Annotated in this window: 18 protein-coding genes; 6 read left to right on the forward strand and 12 right to left on the reverse strand. The window is 36.5% G+C overall.

The features are described from left to right. Positions 1 to 156: 156 nt before the first annotated feature. The 5 genes from arr to AAGS61_RS10165 all read right to left on the reverse strand — a co-directional run bounded on the left by arr (position 157) and on the right by AAGS61_RS10165 (position 3,178). Positions 157 to 573 (reverse strand): NAD(+)--rifampin ADP-ribosyltransferase, encoded by a 417-nt coding sequence (gene arr / locus AAGS61_RS10145; RefSeq protein WP_391370982.1) that lies wholly within the window; start codon positions 571 to 573, stop codon positions 157 to 159. Between the two features lie 267 nt (positions 574 to 840). Next, positions 841 to 1,128 carry a GNAT family N-acetyltransferase gene (locus tag AAGS61_RS10150; RefSeq protein ID WP_391371154.1) on the reverse strand — a complete coding sequence of 96 codons (288 nt, stop codon included), beginning with the start codon at positions 1,126 to 1,128 and terminating at the stop codon, positions 841 to 843. Then, positions 1,129 to 1,287, reverse strand: a complete 159-nt coding sequence (locus AAGS61_RS10155) for a hypothetical protein (RefSeq protein ID WP_391370985.1) — start codon at positions 1,285 to 1,287, stop codon at positions 1,129 to 1,131. It lies immediately after the preceding gene. A gap of 162 nt (positions 1,288 to 1,449) precedes the next feature. Then, positions 1,450 to 2,559, reverse strand: a complete 1,110-nt coding sequence (locus tag AAGS61_RS10160) for a serine hydrolase (RefSeq protein ID WP_391371156.1) — start codon at positions 2,557 to 2,559, stop codon at positions 1,450 to 1,452. Between the two features lie 148 nt (positions 2,560 to 2,707). Further along, positions 2,708 to 3,178, reverse strand: coding sequence for a hypothetical protein (locus tag AAGS61_RS10165; RefSeq protein WP_391370988.1), 471 nt, complete (start codon positions 3,176 to 3,178; stop codon positions 2,708 to 2,710). Between the two features lie 316 nt (positions 3,179 to 3,494). Between AAGS61_RS10165 and AAGS61_RS10170 the strand changes: the two genes are divergently transcribed. Both AAGS61_RS10170 and AAGS61_RS10175 read left to right on the forward strand, forming a co-directional pair. Further along, complete coding sequence (locus AAGS61_RS10170) at positions 3,495 to 5,678, forward strand: sensor histidine kinase (protein ID WP_391370991.1); 2,184 nt, start codon at positions 3,495 to 3,497, stop codon at positions 5,676 to 5,678. After that, positions 5,675 to 6,298: a response regulator gene (locus tag AAGS61_RS10175; RefSeq protein WP_391370994.1), complete on the forward strand. Its 624-nt coding sequence runs from the start codon at positions 5,675 to 5,677 to the stop codon at positions 6,296 to 6,298. Before AAGS61_RS10170 ends, AAGS61_RS10175 begins: the two co-directional genes overlap by 4 nt. Before the next feature lie 175 nt (positions 6,299 to 6,473). Here AAGS61_RS10175 and AAGS61_RS10180 read toward each other — a convergent pair whose 3' ends face one another. After that, positions 6,474 to 6,797 carry a hypothetical protein gene (locus AAGS61_RS10180; RefSeq protein ID WP_391370996.1) on the reverse strand — a complete coding sequence of 108 codons (324 nt, stop codon included), beginning with the start codon at positions 6,795 to 6,797 and terminating at the stop codon, positions 6,474 to 6,476. A 234-nt stretch (positions 6,798 to 7,031) separates the two neighbouring features. On the opposite strand from AAGS61_RS10180, the gene AAGS61_RS10185 reads away from it, so the two are divergent. From AAGS61_RS10185 to AAGS61_RS10200, 4 genes are all read left to right on the forward strand, one after another. Next, positions 7,032 to 7,922 carry a hypothetical protein gene (locus tag AAGS61_RS10185; protein WP_391370998.1) on the forward strand — a complete coding sequence of 297 codons (891 nt, stop codon included), beginning with the start codon at positions 7,032 to 7,034 and terminating at the stop codon, positions 7,920 to 7,922. A gap of 178 nt (positions 7,923 to 8,100) precedes the next feature. After that, positions 8,101 to 8,673, forward strand: a complete 573-nt coding sequence (locus tag AAGS61_RS10190; RefSeq protein WP_391371001.1) for a TetR/AcrR family transcriptional regulator — start codon at positions 8,101 to 8,103, stop codon at positions 8,671 to 8,673. Then, positions 8,670 to 9,008 carry a DMT family transporter gene (locus tag AAGS61_RS10195; protein WP_391371004.1) on the forward strand — a complete coding sequence of 113 codons (339 nt, stop codon included), beginning with the start codon at positions 8,670 to 8,672 and terminating at the stop codon, positions 9,006 to 9,008. Before AAGS61_RS10190 ends, AAGS61_RS10195 begins: the two co-directional genes overlap by 4 nt. Then, entirely contained in the window at positions 9,008 to 9,322 is a 315-nt protein-coding gene (locus AAGS61_RS10200; RefSeq protein WP_391371006.1) for a DMT family transporter, read from the forward strand. Before AAGS61_RS10195 ends, AAGS61_RS10200 begins: the two co-directional genes overlap by 1 nt. A gap of 32 nt (positions 9,323 to 9,354) precedes the next feature. Here AAGS61_RS10200 and AAGS61_RS10205 read toward each other — a convergent pair whose 3' ends face one another. The 6 genes from AAGS61_RS10205 to AAGS61_RS10230 form a co-directional block, all read right to left on the reverse strand. Next, positions 9,355 to 9,903, reverse strand: coding sequence for a hypothetical protein (locus AAGS61_RS10205; protein WP_391371009.1), 549 nt, complete (start codon positions 9,901 to 9,903; stop codon positions 9,355 to 9,357). Between the two features lie 141 nt (positions 9,904 to 10,044). Further along, on the reverse strand, positions 10,045 to 10,395 hold the full coding sequence (locus AAGS61_RS10210; RefSeq protein WP_391371011.1) for a hypothetical protein: 351 nt from the start codon (positions 10,393 to 10,395) through the stop codon (positions 10,045 to 10,047). 64 nt (positions 10,396 to 10,459) lie between these two features. Then, complete coding sequence (locus AAGS61_RS10215) at positions 10,460 to 10,906, reverse strand: hypothetical protein (protein WP_391371014.1); 447 nt, start codon at positions 10,904 to 10,906, stop codon at positions 10,460 to 10,462. 81 nt (positions 10,907 to 10,987) lie between these two features. Further along, the gene (locus tag AAGS61_RS10220) at positions 10,988 to 11,677 is read right to left on the reverse strand and encodes an aspartate/glutamate racemase family protein (RefSeq protein WP_391371158.1); all 690 of its coding nucleotides are present in this window, start codon (positions 11,675 to 11,677) and stop codon (positions 10,988 to 10,990) included. A gap of 115 nt (positions 11,678 to 11,792) precedes the next feature. Then, the gene (locus tag AAGS61_RS10225; RefSeq protein WP_391371017.1) at positions 11,793 to 12,731 is read right to left on the reverse strand and encodes an SDR family NAD(P)-dependent oxidoreductase; all 939 of its coding nucleotides are present in this window, start codon (positions 12,729 to 12,731) and stop codon (positions 11,793 to 11,795) included. Positions 12,732 to 12,787: 56 nt separating this feature from the next. Then, positions 12,788 to 13,363: a TetR/AcrR family transcriptional regulator gene (locus AAGS61_RS10230; protein ID WP_391371019.1), complete on the reverse strand. Its 576-nt coding sequence runs from the start codon at positions 13,361 to 13,363 to the stop codon at positions 12,788 to 12,790. Between the last annotated feature and the right edge of the window lie 154 nt (positions 13,364 to 13,517).

Raw genomic sequence — 13,517 nt, forward strand, 5'->3', positions numbered from 1 at the left:
TTCTATTAATTCCTTCAGAAGCCGGATCATTTCTTTGTTTTGCTCGATTTGCATGTTACTATTTAGTTTCATAATTCTGATCCAATTGAATACGAAAGCAGCTAAAATGATAGGTATTAATACAAATAATGTGGTCAATGTGTAATAATGCGAGAATCAATCGTATATTATATTTTTCCCTTGTTCACTTAATTCTTTTAAAGATGTAAGCATATGATTTATTTCTTCATCGGAATGTCTTTCCCATGAGCTTAATTCAGCTATTATTTTCAAAGGAGATTTAGACCTATAAGAACGTGTTGGATTTCCAGGAAACCGCTTGTCAGTTAGGTTCGGATCATTTTCAAAATCACCTAATGGCTCTACAATATAAATTCTCTCTTTTGATTTAGATCTTGCTAATTCAGCACCCCATTTAGCAGCGTCTAATGTTGCAGTAAAATATATATGGTTAGATTTTTTATCCTGATAATTGGATAAGTGCAAAGGTTCAAGCAGGTCTCCGATTTTCAGTTCTGCTTTAGTACCATGAAAGAACGGACCGAGATCTAAGATATTTTTTTTGTCATTCATATAAACGCACCCCTTATACTTTTTTGACTTGTGTATAACAGTATAAGGTAAGGACTGGGAGAAAAAACAGTCTATAATTTATTATCAGATGTTGTTATAATGTAAGTAGAGAGGGCATCATGCTTTACTCATTGGTGATATTAGGAAGAAGGGTGAATACAACTTTATTATTTTTTAAAAGAACTTACTTATAAATTAAACATCTTTATTATTTCTACTCACAATATATCTCCGAAGTTCATGCTATTCGTATCCCCTTTTAGTTCTCTAAAAATGAATCAACGAGTAATAACCATCTTCATCAGGCTGTGTATTTTCAAGTTTGTAACCTATTGATTGGAAGCATTTGATACAAGCAAAATTATCTGCTTCAATTCCTGCGAACCATTTTTTTATAACGCTCATTTCTGGTAGTAACATTGTTTTTTCTATGATTAATCTACCATATCCTTTCTTACGGAGAGACGGTTTAACAACAAGTGCAACACTACCTATAAAATCATTTTCTGTTTCTACCATAATCATTCCTACTGGTTGCCCATTTTCAAGGGCCAGTCATACAAAATAGTGCTCATTATTATGAATATAGTTATACCATTCATTTAACGGCAGCATTCCCCCTAGACGACGTTGAATCTCAAAGTCATTAAACCATCCCTGGATTGTCTCCATATCTTTTGATTCAAAAACACGTAATTCAATTGGTTTTATCACCATATAACCCCCTTTCATTCAATTCTGTAATGTTTAATTTAATACGATTGCAACTCTACCAACCAATTTCTAAGTTAATCAAACATCCTTATTGCACTAAGCTTCCTTTTAGTTCCACAAGAATTAAACAACCTTATTATTTCTCCAAAGAGCGAAAGTTAATTACTCTCCCTTACGTAGATGCGACAGTTCTTCTTTCACTTGTGTTTGAAATGCTTCATCCGTAAGAAACTTCAATTGAAAGCTATTTAGATTTCTTGAAAGTCTCGCTTGTTCTATTAAAGTTAAGTCATTTGAGAAAAAGGCGAATTCTGTTTGGTTGCCACCTTGATCTGTTGCATACATCGCATTCGTCAACACAAAAGCGGTGGAGCCCCCCTTTTGTCCCGCATGCATTAGCCACTCACGATTGGCTGGATTTTGCATTAGCTGTTCCATTACTGGATCTAAATAGTGGTGTATTGTTTCGCTAAAGTATGCTTTGCTATTTAGATTTTGCATAATCGTCACATAATCTGAAGTGGTAGCTCTTGGCAATCGGTCAGACCAGATTTTTTGAACATCCATGTCCATCACCTTTAAAAGTTTCTCCCTTTCTTGTTTGTCCAGCGGTTCATGTAACCATTTCTTGTGAATCGCTATAGCACGGTTTCGGTACTCATCCATATCCATATTTTTTAGTTCATTCACTACTTCTTTTTTCGTTAGTCCTTTTTCGTGCATCAACTGAACAGGTATATATGATGCACTGACAATCGGATACAAAGGCTCGTGATGACTAAGTTTTAAGCTTTTCGGCACAGCATTAATATTTGTAAGCCCTAGCACCTGCATTAAATATTCGGTGTTTGCATTGGAACTGTAGGCTATCATCCCATTCGCTACCTCACTCAACGGTACATCATCTTTTGCATTAATGTCCGCTAACCACGCAGCATGTGCGCCTCCATCTGTTTTCGGGAGATAAAAATGATCCAGCTCCTCTAAACGGACTTTTTGTTCAGGGTTAATTCGCCCATCTGCAGCTTGTTTTGCATATTCAATCGCAACAATCGTTTTGACCGTACTTGCTAGTGGAAGAGGCACCTGTTCATTGACTTCTATCCAACTATCCCCATTGTAGTGAATGGAAAGCGCGACATTTTGATTTGCTGCTTTGTCCTTTATAAATTGAATCAGATACGCTGGACTGTCCTTCTGAAACAGCCAAATACCAACGCCGATCGCGATACTTCCTAAAGCGATAATGGTTATAAGCAGCCATCTTATCATCTTCAAATGTAACTACCCCCTTAGTTAGTGTGTGTACTACTTAATTCAGGAAAATTATTCCTCTTCAATTTTACGGCTACTATTAAGAAAAGTTTCACATACATAAAAACCTGACTCTACGATTTGCGTAGAATCAGGTCTTTTCCGTTCAGTCTGTGTAAGATTCCAATTTTAAAATAAGTTCAGTAAAGACATTAATAAGTAGTAGTGTAATAGGTGTGAAGAATGGTGTTAAAACGACAGCATAAAACGTTCCCCATCCTAATGTATCTGAAACATTAATTGTTTCGGATTCCCCTTGAATGATGCTTGCCCAAAACATAACGCCGATTGTTCCGCAATAAAGAATAATAAAAAGTGTGGTCATAAAACTGATTTTCCACAGTGTTTTTGTACGTACTTGTTTTCTGTCAAAGAAATAGCCGCCTAACCAAGCAAATGCCATACTAAATGGAATGATGACAGCAAAATACAACCATCGTTCTCCAGAATTCAAAACCGTGCCGAAAAGATAACCACCTGCTACCATTCTTACTACCATCGTAAATAGAGACGCAATTAAGAAAGAAACAACTGCCCCAAATAGAGCCCCCTGCAAGATAAATTTCTTTTTACTCAATTTGATTCTCCCGTTCTATCACAACAGTTTGCGCCTGATTTACGCAAAAAAAGCCATTAATAAAACAACACCTAGTATACTTGAAAGTAATAATAAATCGTATTTTACTTCTTGATCCATATATACAACTCCTAAACTAAATTTCTAATTCTACCATAACATGGTGCATACCGAAAAAACGATTTCGGCTTTCCGAAAAATTCCTTTCGGTACCCTATCCCCCATTTCATTATTTTCCGAAAATTATCCATAACTACTTCACGTAGAGGTGTGGTTCATTGATAATAGATATAGTCATAACAAGTGAGGGAGTTATATGGATTTTTTAAAATACTTAAAACAATATTGGTTTTACATAGCTATCTTCTTTTATATTGTCATAGGGGGCTACGTGCTAACGGTCGCGTACCAACAGCCATTGGTCGGTATTCAAATTCAACAACAGGATGATAGCTGGACCATTGAATCGATATGGGCTGAAGAATGGGCGAAGGAACAAGGGATTGCCGTTGGAGATCTTCTGTTATTAGTCAATGAAGAGCCTATAAAGGCAGGGACAACCTACATCTCGACTGCCACTCAACTTCAAGTGCTTCAGCACACAGAAGTAAAGGACATCACGGTAAGTAACGCACATTTACCGTATATGTTTTATATGCACTTTGTCATTCCGCTTATTTATTTTATCATTACGTTACTGACAGCTTGTTATTTATATCGTTATAAGCAAAATCAGCTACTACCGATGCTCATTTTGTTTTTGCTTGCTGTGTCACTTGCTTATATTAGTGCAGGTGCTTCGAGCCGAGGTAACCCGATTGGAAGTGTAACGATTTCAACCACGATGTTACTTGGTATTAGTATATTGGTGCATTTTTTACGCAATTACTTTGCTCTACTACGAGTACGATGGCCGTATACGAAAAATCTGATGTTTATATATAGCTTTCCTATTGCGATATTCTGTATCAGTATCCGTGCTATATGGAGCAATCCGTTTAGTACATTTGCTGGATTGGGTACACTTGTATTTTTCTCCACAGGTTTACTAACGGTGTTTGGGATTTTGCTATATGGATATATGATTTCAAAGCGATTACAGCTTAAATTTTTAATTTATAGTTGCATTTTACCTATTTTACCGTTTGTCTTTTTATTTGTTGTTCCTGAGGTATTGTTTCAGCGACCTCTTGTGTCATCTGAAATTTTAGCTGTGTTTTTACTATTCATCCCGTTTAGTTTTATTTTTACTCAATTAACGGAGCGGCTGTTTGGTTTACAATATCACCTTTCCCGAATCCGCTATTATGGGAATATATCCGTTATCACTGCGACCGTTTTAACGACAATCATTACAGTTATTTGGCGGGATGTTTTTGATGTTCAGGATGCGTTGATTTTGTTTTGTTTAACGCTCATTCTTACGTTTATACTCCTTTATGTGAAAGAGAAAGTAGATTTTCAACAACGAAAGCTGCTCGTCACAACAGATGGGCGTTCGATTCATGGCTTATATGCTGTCATTCAACGAATTGGTAAAGCGCGGTCAGAAGTACAGTTAACCGATATCGTTTTAAAAGAAGTGAAAGAGAAGCTTGGCTTTGAGGCATTGTCCATTTATACGATGCCCGCGCAGCAAATTTCTGTAATGCCTTTTGAAGTAACAAAGCGCGGTCCTTTTTATGAGCTCTTACTTCATCGTAATGTAGACCAACAGTATATTTTATCGATTGGCTCACAAGATGAAAAAATTCAACTGCAGCATGAGGAAATTATTTGGTTAGAAATGATTGCGCTGTATTGCGATACCTTTTTACATACGCTGAAACAAGTAGAAGAATTAGTCCAAGAAATGTCACTGCAACAAAGATCCATTCCATGGCTCGATAAATTAATCTGGCAATTTGTAGAGAAGGAAAAAGTGATTTTAGCACACGAATTACATGATACCATTTTGCAGGAGCAGCTTTTTTTAGCGAGAGAGCTTGATCTTGAGCAAGGTGAACTAAGTGAGCAAAAAATTGAGACGATTCGTGATCAGCTACTTGAAGTGTCCTATGAGCTACGGGAGTATTGTGAAAATTTAAACCCTCCCCTACTTGATACGTTAGGCTTGCAAGCAGCACTAAAGAAATTTACGCAAAAAATGAAAATGCGTGCCGATTTCATTTTGCAAGAGCGAATTGAGCCGTTATCGTTAACAGATACTACTTATCCTTTAATGATTTATCGCCTTGTGCAAGAACTCTTAAATAACGCGTATAAACATTCGCAAGCAAAGCATGTCACATTAGAAGTGTTAGCGATTCCAGGTGGGGTCGAAATTCATTATAAAGACGATGGAATTGGTTTAAATATAGATAATTTGGATGAGAGTGATTCGATGGGGTTAAACGGCATGCGTGAACGTGTTCGGGCATTTAATGGTACAATGCATATCTCTTCCACAGAGGCAGAAGGTTTATCGATTTTAATATCAATGAAGGACGTGATGTTGTGAAACTATTAATAGTAGATGATCATCCAGTTGTACTAAACGGAACGAAAGCTTTACTTGAGCCAATTGAGCAATGGTCGGTACATACAGAGCAAAACCCTGATGCGGTCATGGAACGATTACAAGGTGACGACTATACCTTATGTTTACTCGATATCCATATGAAACCGATCAATGGGGTGGAGCTCGCCGCAAAAATAAAGGCGATTTCCCCTGAAACATACATTATTTTATATACAGGCTTTGAACTGACGGACTATTATGAGTTGCTATCATGTCGTAAAGTAGACGGCTTATTATCGAAAACCGCAACGAAAGAACAGGTAGTCCAAACGATTAGTGCTACACTCCGAAATGAAATCCTCGTACCGGCTGACTTTTTAGATTTTATGGCAAGAAGAACGAAAGCTTCATCAACGGAGCATGAAACAATTTTAAACGAAAAGGAATTAGCTATTGTGAAACGCGTAGCACAAGGCTGGACGAATAAAGCCATTGCTGTTGAACTAGGTGTTACACAACGAACAATTGAAAATCATTTATCGAAAATCTTTACGAAATTACATGTTGAATCCCGCGCAGAAGCGGCCATCCTCGCGAAAGAACAGGGGTGGATTGATTAAGTACATGAGTATAAAAAGGATTAGGGGAGGTTTGGAAAGCTGAAGCTTTTCAAACCTCCCCTATTGCTTATCGTAAATAGCTACTAAAATTCTTTGCTCGATACGAATCTTTGTGGCAAAGGAAACGTCGCAGAATCACTTTTCGGTCGCCTTCTTTAACTAAATCTTTAAAATTTTAGATGGAGTTTTGATAAACAGATATAATTTTCTGTTTAGCTTTTTGACCTGTTATACCTGTGTTCAAAACTTCCTTCAAATTTTTCGTATCCATTAATTGATTGTACAGGACATCCTTTAAATTGTTACTTGAACTATATTCATTCTCTTGGGATTTTGGTAATTTTGTTTCTTTTATCATTATTTTTTCCCCATTTGGTTTATTTACATAATGACGAATATAACCGTTTTCCTTTTTAATTTCATAGATGGAAGCGGGTTTTTTATTTCCTAAAAATAAATTTGAAGATAAACTCGATGAATTTGTATTCTGTATAAACATTTCTTCCCCCTCTTGCTTAAACATTTTAAATAATTACAAATAATATCGGCACTCAATTTACTAAGTTCACTCATCAAACAGAAAAATAAAATTTTCCATTTTATTAGACGGTGTTACCTTTTATGGAACAGCAACATTTCGCTCCTTTTTGGGTATTTTAAGTTGGAGGAGGTTTAGGTATTTCATTGAATGGGGCATGATGATTATGTACGTTTCGAAAAAGGAGTTGAGTGTATGTACCATTTCTTCCAGCCGCTTTTACACATTGATTTTGGCACAAATACACGTATACATCATTATTTGTTGTTAAAAGAAGAGGAACTTTTTGCTCGGTTAGGCTGTTCCGAATCTTCTCCATTTCTTTCAGATCATATCCATTTTGTAAAAAGCTCTATTCGATTGATTCAAAAGCAGGTGTATGAACTTACTGCACATCTACAGTATGAACTATGTCTTCCGACTAGATCTTTTTCACTTCATAACACAACTTACTATTCTCATCTCAATTCGTATTCATATTTTTTATTTTCATATTTACAATATGATGCGCTTTTAAAAAAGCATGCATTTAGTATATTTGAGCTCGATGTCAGCACGCCCGATAAAAAAGTAAGACAATGCTCATTAGCCTTTTCCTCAGCACATATTAGTGACCTTCTAAAATACCCGATTGACTTGAAAATTGAAATAGAAAAGTTTGATACGATGCAGTCGATCGAACAATCGAAAAAACATCTCAACTACTGTCAAAAGCTATTAATGGACTACTTTGATGTGAATGAGCTTGTCAATTTATACGATATCGAGGAATCGTTACTATTAAAATATATAGGAGACCCGTTAGTATTACTACGAACGATTCAAAAAAAACATAATGATAATCGAATCAAGCTTAGCTTAAATCCCCTAACTTTACACGAAATCGATGCTTCTCTTATTGAACTGATTCATCTTGAAAGAAGAGTCGTCAAACAAGAGCAATTGCGGAATTTCTTAAGTGCGGATGATTTTAATAGCTATACGAAACAATTGCAACAAACGAAAGCTAGAATGATGTGTGTATTAGATATAACGCAAGAGCAGCTAAATGTATTCATGGGATGCTTACCTGCTGATTTTTTATGATTAAAAGGCACAGAATGATATTTCTGTACCTTTTTTGTCTGACTATCCCTATTCCATCCCGCATAACAATTTTCTTTTGTGCAAAATTCGACGCACGTTTTCTACTGTATAAATCCCAGTTGCTGTACAAGTAAACTTGTGCTATTATCTAACTGACGAACGTCAGGAAGGTGATGACATGACACTGCAGAAAATTAAAGCAGCAGCACTCAAAAACTTCGCTGAAAATGGCTATGATGGCAGTTCTCTCGCGCAAATTGCGGAAGAGGTCGGCATAAAAAAACAGTCCATATATACGTATTTTAAAAGTAAGGACATGCTCTTTCAGACACTTTATCAGGATGTGTTAGAACAGGAGCTTGCCTTTATGCGCGATTTTTTAGCTACGCATGATGACGTTTTACAGCGTAAGTTATTTGCATTATTGCGCGCATGGGAGCAACGTTTTCAAGAGCAGGTCGCAACGAAGTTTTTTATTCGCACATCGTTTTTTGCACCACAGCATTTAGAGGCAGTCATTACAAAGCACGTATATGTTTACTTAGACGCTCTTGAGCAGCTTTTTAGCGCATATTTTGCGAAGCATCCGCTAGCTGTACGTGCTGAAGATGCGGCAATTGCTTATTTAGCCTTACTTGATAGTTTATTTGTAGAAATGTTATACGGGGGGCATGCGCGCTTCGAACGACGATTGCAAGCTGGTTGGCTTGTATTTTGGAATGGGGTATCACAACAGGAGGTTTCATCATGAACCGTTATTGGGGACTCGTATTATTAGCGGGTATTATCGAGATTTTATGGGCGATGGGGTTAAAATACGCCAGCTCATTTTGGATGTGGAGTGGCGTGATCGCTTTAATCGTCCTGTCCTTTTATATTTTACTAATTGCCAATGAAAAACTACCAGTCGCAACGGTATATGCTGTCTTTACAGGTATTGGTACAGCGGGTACCGTCATTGTGGAAACACTTCTATTCAATGAACCATTTAGCTTCACTAAAGTGGGCTTTATTACGTTATTACTTGTTGGTGTGATTGGCTTAAAGCTCGTATCCGCTGAACCGAATGAAACGAGGAATGCATAATGGCCTGGATCTATTTAATTTTAGCTGGCATATTTGAAGTAATTGGTGTCATCGGTATGAATAAGGTCGTACAAAAGAAAGCCTTATCTTCGTTTGGTATTTTGTTTGGTTCATTTATTTGTAGCTTCAGCTTTTTAGCGCTCGCCATGAAAACGTTACCGATGGGCTTATCCTATGCGGTTTGGACAGGGATCGGTACCGTTGGTGGAACTCTTGTCGGTATGATTTTTTATAAAGAATCAAAAGAGTGGAAACGTATTTTATTTATTTCGTTTATTTTAATTGCTGTCGTTGGCTTGAAAATGACACAGTAAAACAATACCACCTGCGATTGTGCGGGTGGTGTCTAATTGATTACTTTTCCTTTAGCATTCAAGATGTTGATTTCGTAAGAATCGATATTAGATAATGAATTCCGTTCCTTAGAATGTAAGATGTCATGTACGGTTCCTTCCATTTCCATCGCTAATATGTGTGCCGCTTGATCTGAACTGTTTATTGATGTTTGAATAATAATGGAAGATTGATTCTCTATCGTTATATTTTCGAAAACGTCGTAAACTTTAAGCCCGTCCATTAAAGTCGCTGTTAAATGATGGAGTTCTTTGTTTATCATTTTATTTTCATCGCTAATAAATTCCCATCTCTCAAAAACAATCGTATAATCTTTTAATGTAGTCGTTTGAAGTACACGTTTAGCAATGGACGCCATATCCTTTTTTACGGAATCGACATATTGCTCATCCCCTACTATTTGTATGATTAATTCTTTCTTGGAAGTTATTTTTACATCCACACCTACGTATTTCTCATGAAGTTTTTCTTTCACCATTTCCAATGTAGTCGTATGTAATTCTTCTTTAGGAACAATATCTTTAGTTAACAAGATAAACAAGGATATCCCCACTATAAATATTACGACAATCATCCATATGTTTTTTAACATATAACCCCCTCCTATTAAGAAGGTATGTCTTTTATCTTTGAAAAAGCACAGTGTTGAAATGACCTGTTGCATTAGTGTAATTTGAAGGCGTTATTTAAAAATTTCTAAATACCGAGTTGAAGTAGAAAGGTAAATTACTTTATCTTCTTTAGTATAGGTTATGACCGTCCCATCCATATTTCCTTTCTTCCACCCTTTTTTTCTTATGACTAGCTTATAAGATAATGGAATACCATTATCTCCACCTGCTTTTGACCAAGTATAATGTTTGGAGTAATCGCCTTCTACTTCTAATTGAGCCTTTTTCGGAACTGGAAAACCGTACATTTCATCAACCGTATAATAATCGCCATCTACACTGTTATAATAAAAAATACCGTAGCTAAGTAATACAGCCATTGTCAATATAGCTAATAAAAGCTTCTTCACTCGCTGGTTCAACCCTGCTCCTCCTTTTTACTTACTCGTTCCTATTTAAAATGGCTGTGTATCTCACTGATTTTCTTTATTGTATCTCAAGTATTTCAGCTAAATTATATGTTCTTGTATGTTGTTTTTCATCTTCCATCCATACAATATGTATCTCTGTTTCTTCAAATGCTTTTGTTAATTGCTCATTTGACACACCTTTTGTATAGATGACAATTTGTCGTTTCATATTCAGCTCGTATTCCCAACCACTCCCATACCAGTATCGTTCTGTGCCATCGATTGTATTGAGTGTTTCTCTCAAATTATCAAACCTCACTTTTTCACTAGATACAGTGCCATTAGGAAGTTCGACATTCAGTTCAAAATCGAGCATTTTAAAGTCTTCTTGGTTTGGTTGATCGATACCGCCAACTTTGCTAAATTCTTCATCTGAAATCGGCGAAATCGTAAATGAAACATTGATTTCTTCTTTACTGCAAGCTGTTAATAGTAATAGGCATAGTAATATAATTCTTTTCATTTCCGTGCTCCTCACTGTTTTTATCCTCTATCATTCTAAATAACAAAAACCAGCACTTATTAGTACCGGTTTTATGCTAGCTTAATCTAACGCTACTGTTACAGCATTTTTCGCGTGGATGACAGTTGTATCAAATACAGGCACTTGTACATCTTCGTGCTTAATTAATAATCCAATTTCTGTACAGCCTAGAATAATCCCTTCAGCCCCTTGCTGTATGAGTTCATCAATCACTTGAAGATAATAATCTTTGGACGATGGCTTGATGTCGCCTAAGCATAGCTCTTCAAAAATAATTCGATTTACTTCTAGTCGTGCTTCTTCACAAGGAATGGCAATTTCAATGCCATGTTGACGAATTCGTTCTTTATAAAAATCTTGTTCCATCGTATATTTCGTTCCAAGTAGACCAATTTTGTTTAGCTGCATGTGCTGAATTTCACTCGCGGTTGCATCTGCAATATGTAGGAGCGGGATATGAATCGCTTTTTCAATGATTGGGGCTACTTTATGCATCGTGTTTGTACAAATGACAATAAAATCTGCGCCTGCCTTCTCTAAATTTTTCGCAATATGTGCGAGTAATTCGCCAGCTTCCTCCCATTTTCCTAACGATTGAAATTGTTCAATTTCCTCAAAATCTACGCTAGCGAGTAATAGTTTTGCCGAGTGCAATCCCCCAAGTCGTAACTTTACTTCCTCATTGATAACCCGGTAGTATTGTGTGGAGGATTCCCAGCTCATCCCTCCGATTAATCCAATTGTTTTCAAAGTCAAAACACCTCTCCCATTTTAAAAATGTGCATTTTTACAAAATATTCAAACTATAATTTCTATCATAACCGATATAAAGAAAGATGACATGAAATAAGTTATGATCGTAGGCTTACAATGATTTACTAGTTTCTATCCAATGAATCGTTTCTGTTAAGCTTTGCCTTGTGTCTGTTAAAGGGATGTGACCAAGCATTTTTTGTAATTTCTCGCTATCAACGATGACAGGTGCTTCGGTTAAATACATCATTTCTTTTTGTTCCCGCATAAAGGGTGAGAACAATCCTAGAAATGCAATCATACGAGTAGTAGCGGGCTTTAACTTTTTACGGTAGTTGAATTGCTCATGAAGAAAACTTTGTAATGCATCCCCTGTTATTTTTAAACAACCAGGAATATTCCAATGTTGGTTGTAGCTCTCTTCGTTTAAAGCAAGTGCAACCACAGCTTTAGCGACATCTGGTGTGTAAGCAAACTCTCTCGTTTTATCCATTCTTCCAACAAAATAAGCCTTTTTATTTTGCACGACAGCTTGTAGCGTACTATATAAAACAGTATTGACTGCATATGGACCAAATACATCTGGGATATGGGCAATTACGTAGGGGACGCCACTATTTTTAATCAGCCTCTCCATTTCTAATCGTTTTTTTCCTTTCTTTGTATGTGGTCGCTTTTCTACCTCTTCTTTTACAGGTGACATGGCTCTTCCATAAGCATAAATATTATCAAGCATAATCAATCGACTATTCATTTGCTGCGCTACTTTCAATAAATTTTCTAAACACGGCATATGCTTTTCCTCCCATTGTTCATATGGAAAACTGACTGCATGCATTATCGTGTCAGCACCTTGAGCAGCTTTCAGTACATCTTGATCCTTTAAAACATCGCCAGCAATACATGTCACTCGTGCATTTTCCCCAAACCTCTCTTTCAATGTTGCCTCTGTTCGAGCAAATGCAATGACCTCAATCTGTCTTGAAGTTAACTCTGCTACTAATGCAGAGCCTATACCACCTGTTGCACCTGCAATAAATACTTTTTTCATAGTAACTCTCCCCTTTCATTTTTAACCACTGGTCAATTAATGTTAAAATAAAAACTCTAGCTTTTCTCTAGAGCTTTCATTAAAAATGCTGAAAAGTGAACAGCAGCTTGATGTGCTTCTTCATACCTCTTTACCCTACCATAATAATGAGATACGAATCCGTGAAGCGCGATAAATGTTGAATAAATCTCGGCTAGGGCTAATTTATGATGACTAAGCTTTTGTAGTGTTTCCGCAAATTTTGTATAGCTATTATTCGAAGCCTGTTGTGCTAATGGATCCGTATGCTCATCTCGCATCGAAAACATAAATTCATATTGGCTTTGATAGTTTAAACCAAATTGTATAAAGCCTAGAAATACATTCATCATCTGCTGCTCTGTGCTATCTTCCTCCGTTAAAGCCGTTTCCATCATCCGATTGAGCTCATCAAAATACTGCTCTACTACCGCATAAAATAATTCTGATTTATTCGCAAAGTAATAATAGATGGCCCCGTGGCTGCACCCAAGTTCTTTCGCAATAGCTCTCATAGATACTTTATGAAAATCATGCAATAAAAACTGGCGATTCGCCTCCTGAATAATCATTTCTTTTGTTAATTCTTCATGTGCTTTTTTTCTTGCGACCATGTTATCTCCTTTTATTGACCACTGGTTAATTCGATTTTACAATAAATAATCTAGCTATTCAAACATTTCTTTATGCCGCCTATATTTGTTTCTAAGAAAGTGATTGTAATCATGGTGGCATATTTGAAATAGCCGTATTCCAACGAATGCTGAA

Origin of the sequence: Lysinibacillus sp. KU-BSD001 (assembly GCF_042920265.1) — a bacterium.
Taxonomy (GTDB): domain Bacteria; phylum Bacillota; class Bacilli; order Bacillales_A; family Planococcaceae; genus Lysinibacillus_B.

What these genes read in the sequence shown, in the direction of transcription:
- AAGS61_RS10185 (WP_391370998.1), top strand. Translation starts at nt 7,032, where the DNA reads ATGTACCATTTCTTCCAGCCGCTTTTACACATTGATTTTGGCACAAAT.
- AAGS61_RS10160 (WP_391371156.1), bottom strand. Translation starts at nt 2,559, where the DNA reads ATGATAAGATGGCTGCTTATAACCATTATCGCTTTAGGAAGTATCGCG.
- AAGS61_RS10230 (WP_391371019.1), bottom strand. Translation starts at nt 13,363, where the DNA reads ATGGTCGCAAGAAAAAAAGCACATGAAGAATTAACAAAAGAAATGATT.
- AAGS61_RS10195 (WP_391371004.1), top strand. Translation starts at nt 8,670, where the DNA reads ATGAACCGTTATTGGGGACTCGTATTATTAGCGGGTATTATCGAGATT.
- AAGS61_RS10225 (WP_391371017.1), bottom strand. Translation starts at nt 12,731, where the DNA reads ATGAAAAAAGTATTTATTGCAGGTGCAACAGGTGGTATAGGCTCTGCA.
- AAGS61_RS10170 (WP_391370991.1), top strand. Translation starts at nt 3,495, where the DNA reads ATGGATTTTTTAAAATACTTAAAACAATATTGGTTTTACATAGCTATC.
- AAGS61_RS10215 (WP_391371014.1), bottom strand. Translation starts at nt 10,906, where the DNA reads ATGAAAAGAATTATATTACTATGCCTATTACTATTAACAGCTTGCAGT.
- arr (WP_391370982.1), bottom strand. Translation starts at nt 573, where the DNA reads ATGAATGACAAAAAAAATATCTTAGATCTCGGTCCGTTCTTTCATGGT.
- AAGS61_RS10200 (WP_391371006.1), top strand. Translation starts at nt 9,008, where the DNA reads ATGGCCTGGATCTATTTAATTTTAGCTGGCATATTTGAAGTAATTGGT.
- AAGS61_RS10190 (WP_391371001.1), top strand. Translation starts at nt 8,101, where the DNA reads ATGACACTGCAGAAAATTAAAGCAGCAGCACTCAAAAACTTCGCTGAA.
- AAGS61_RS10180 (WP_391370996.1), bottom strand. Translation starts at nt 6,797, where the DNA reads ATGTTTATACAGAATACAAATTCATCGAGTTTATCTTCAAATTTATTT.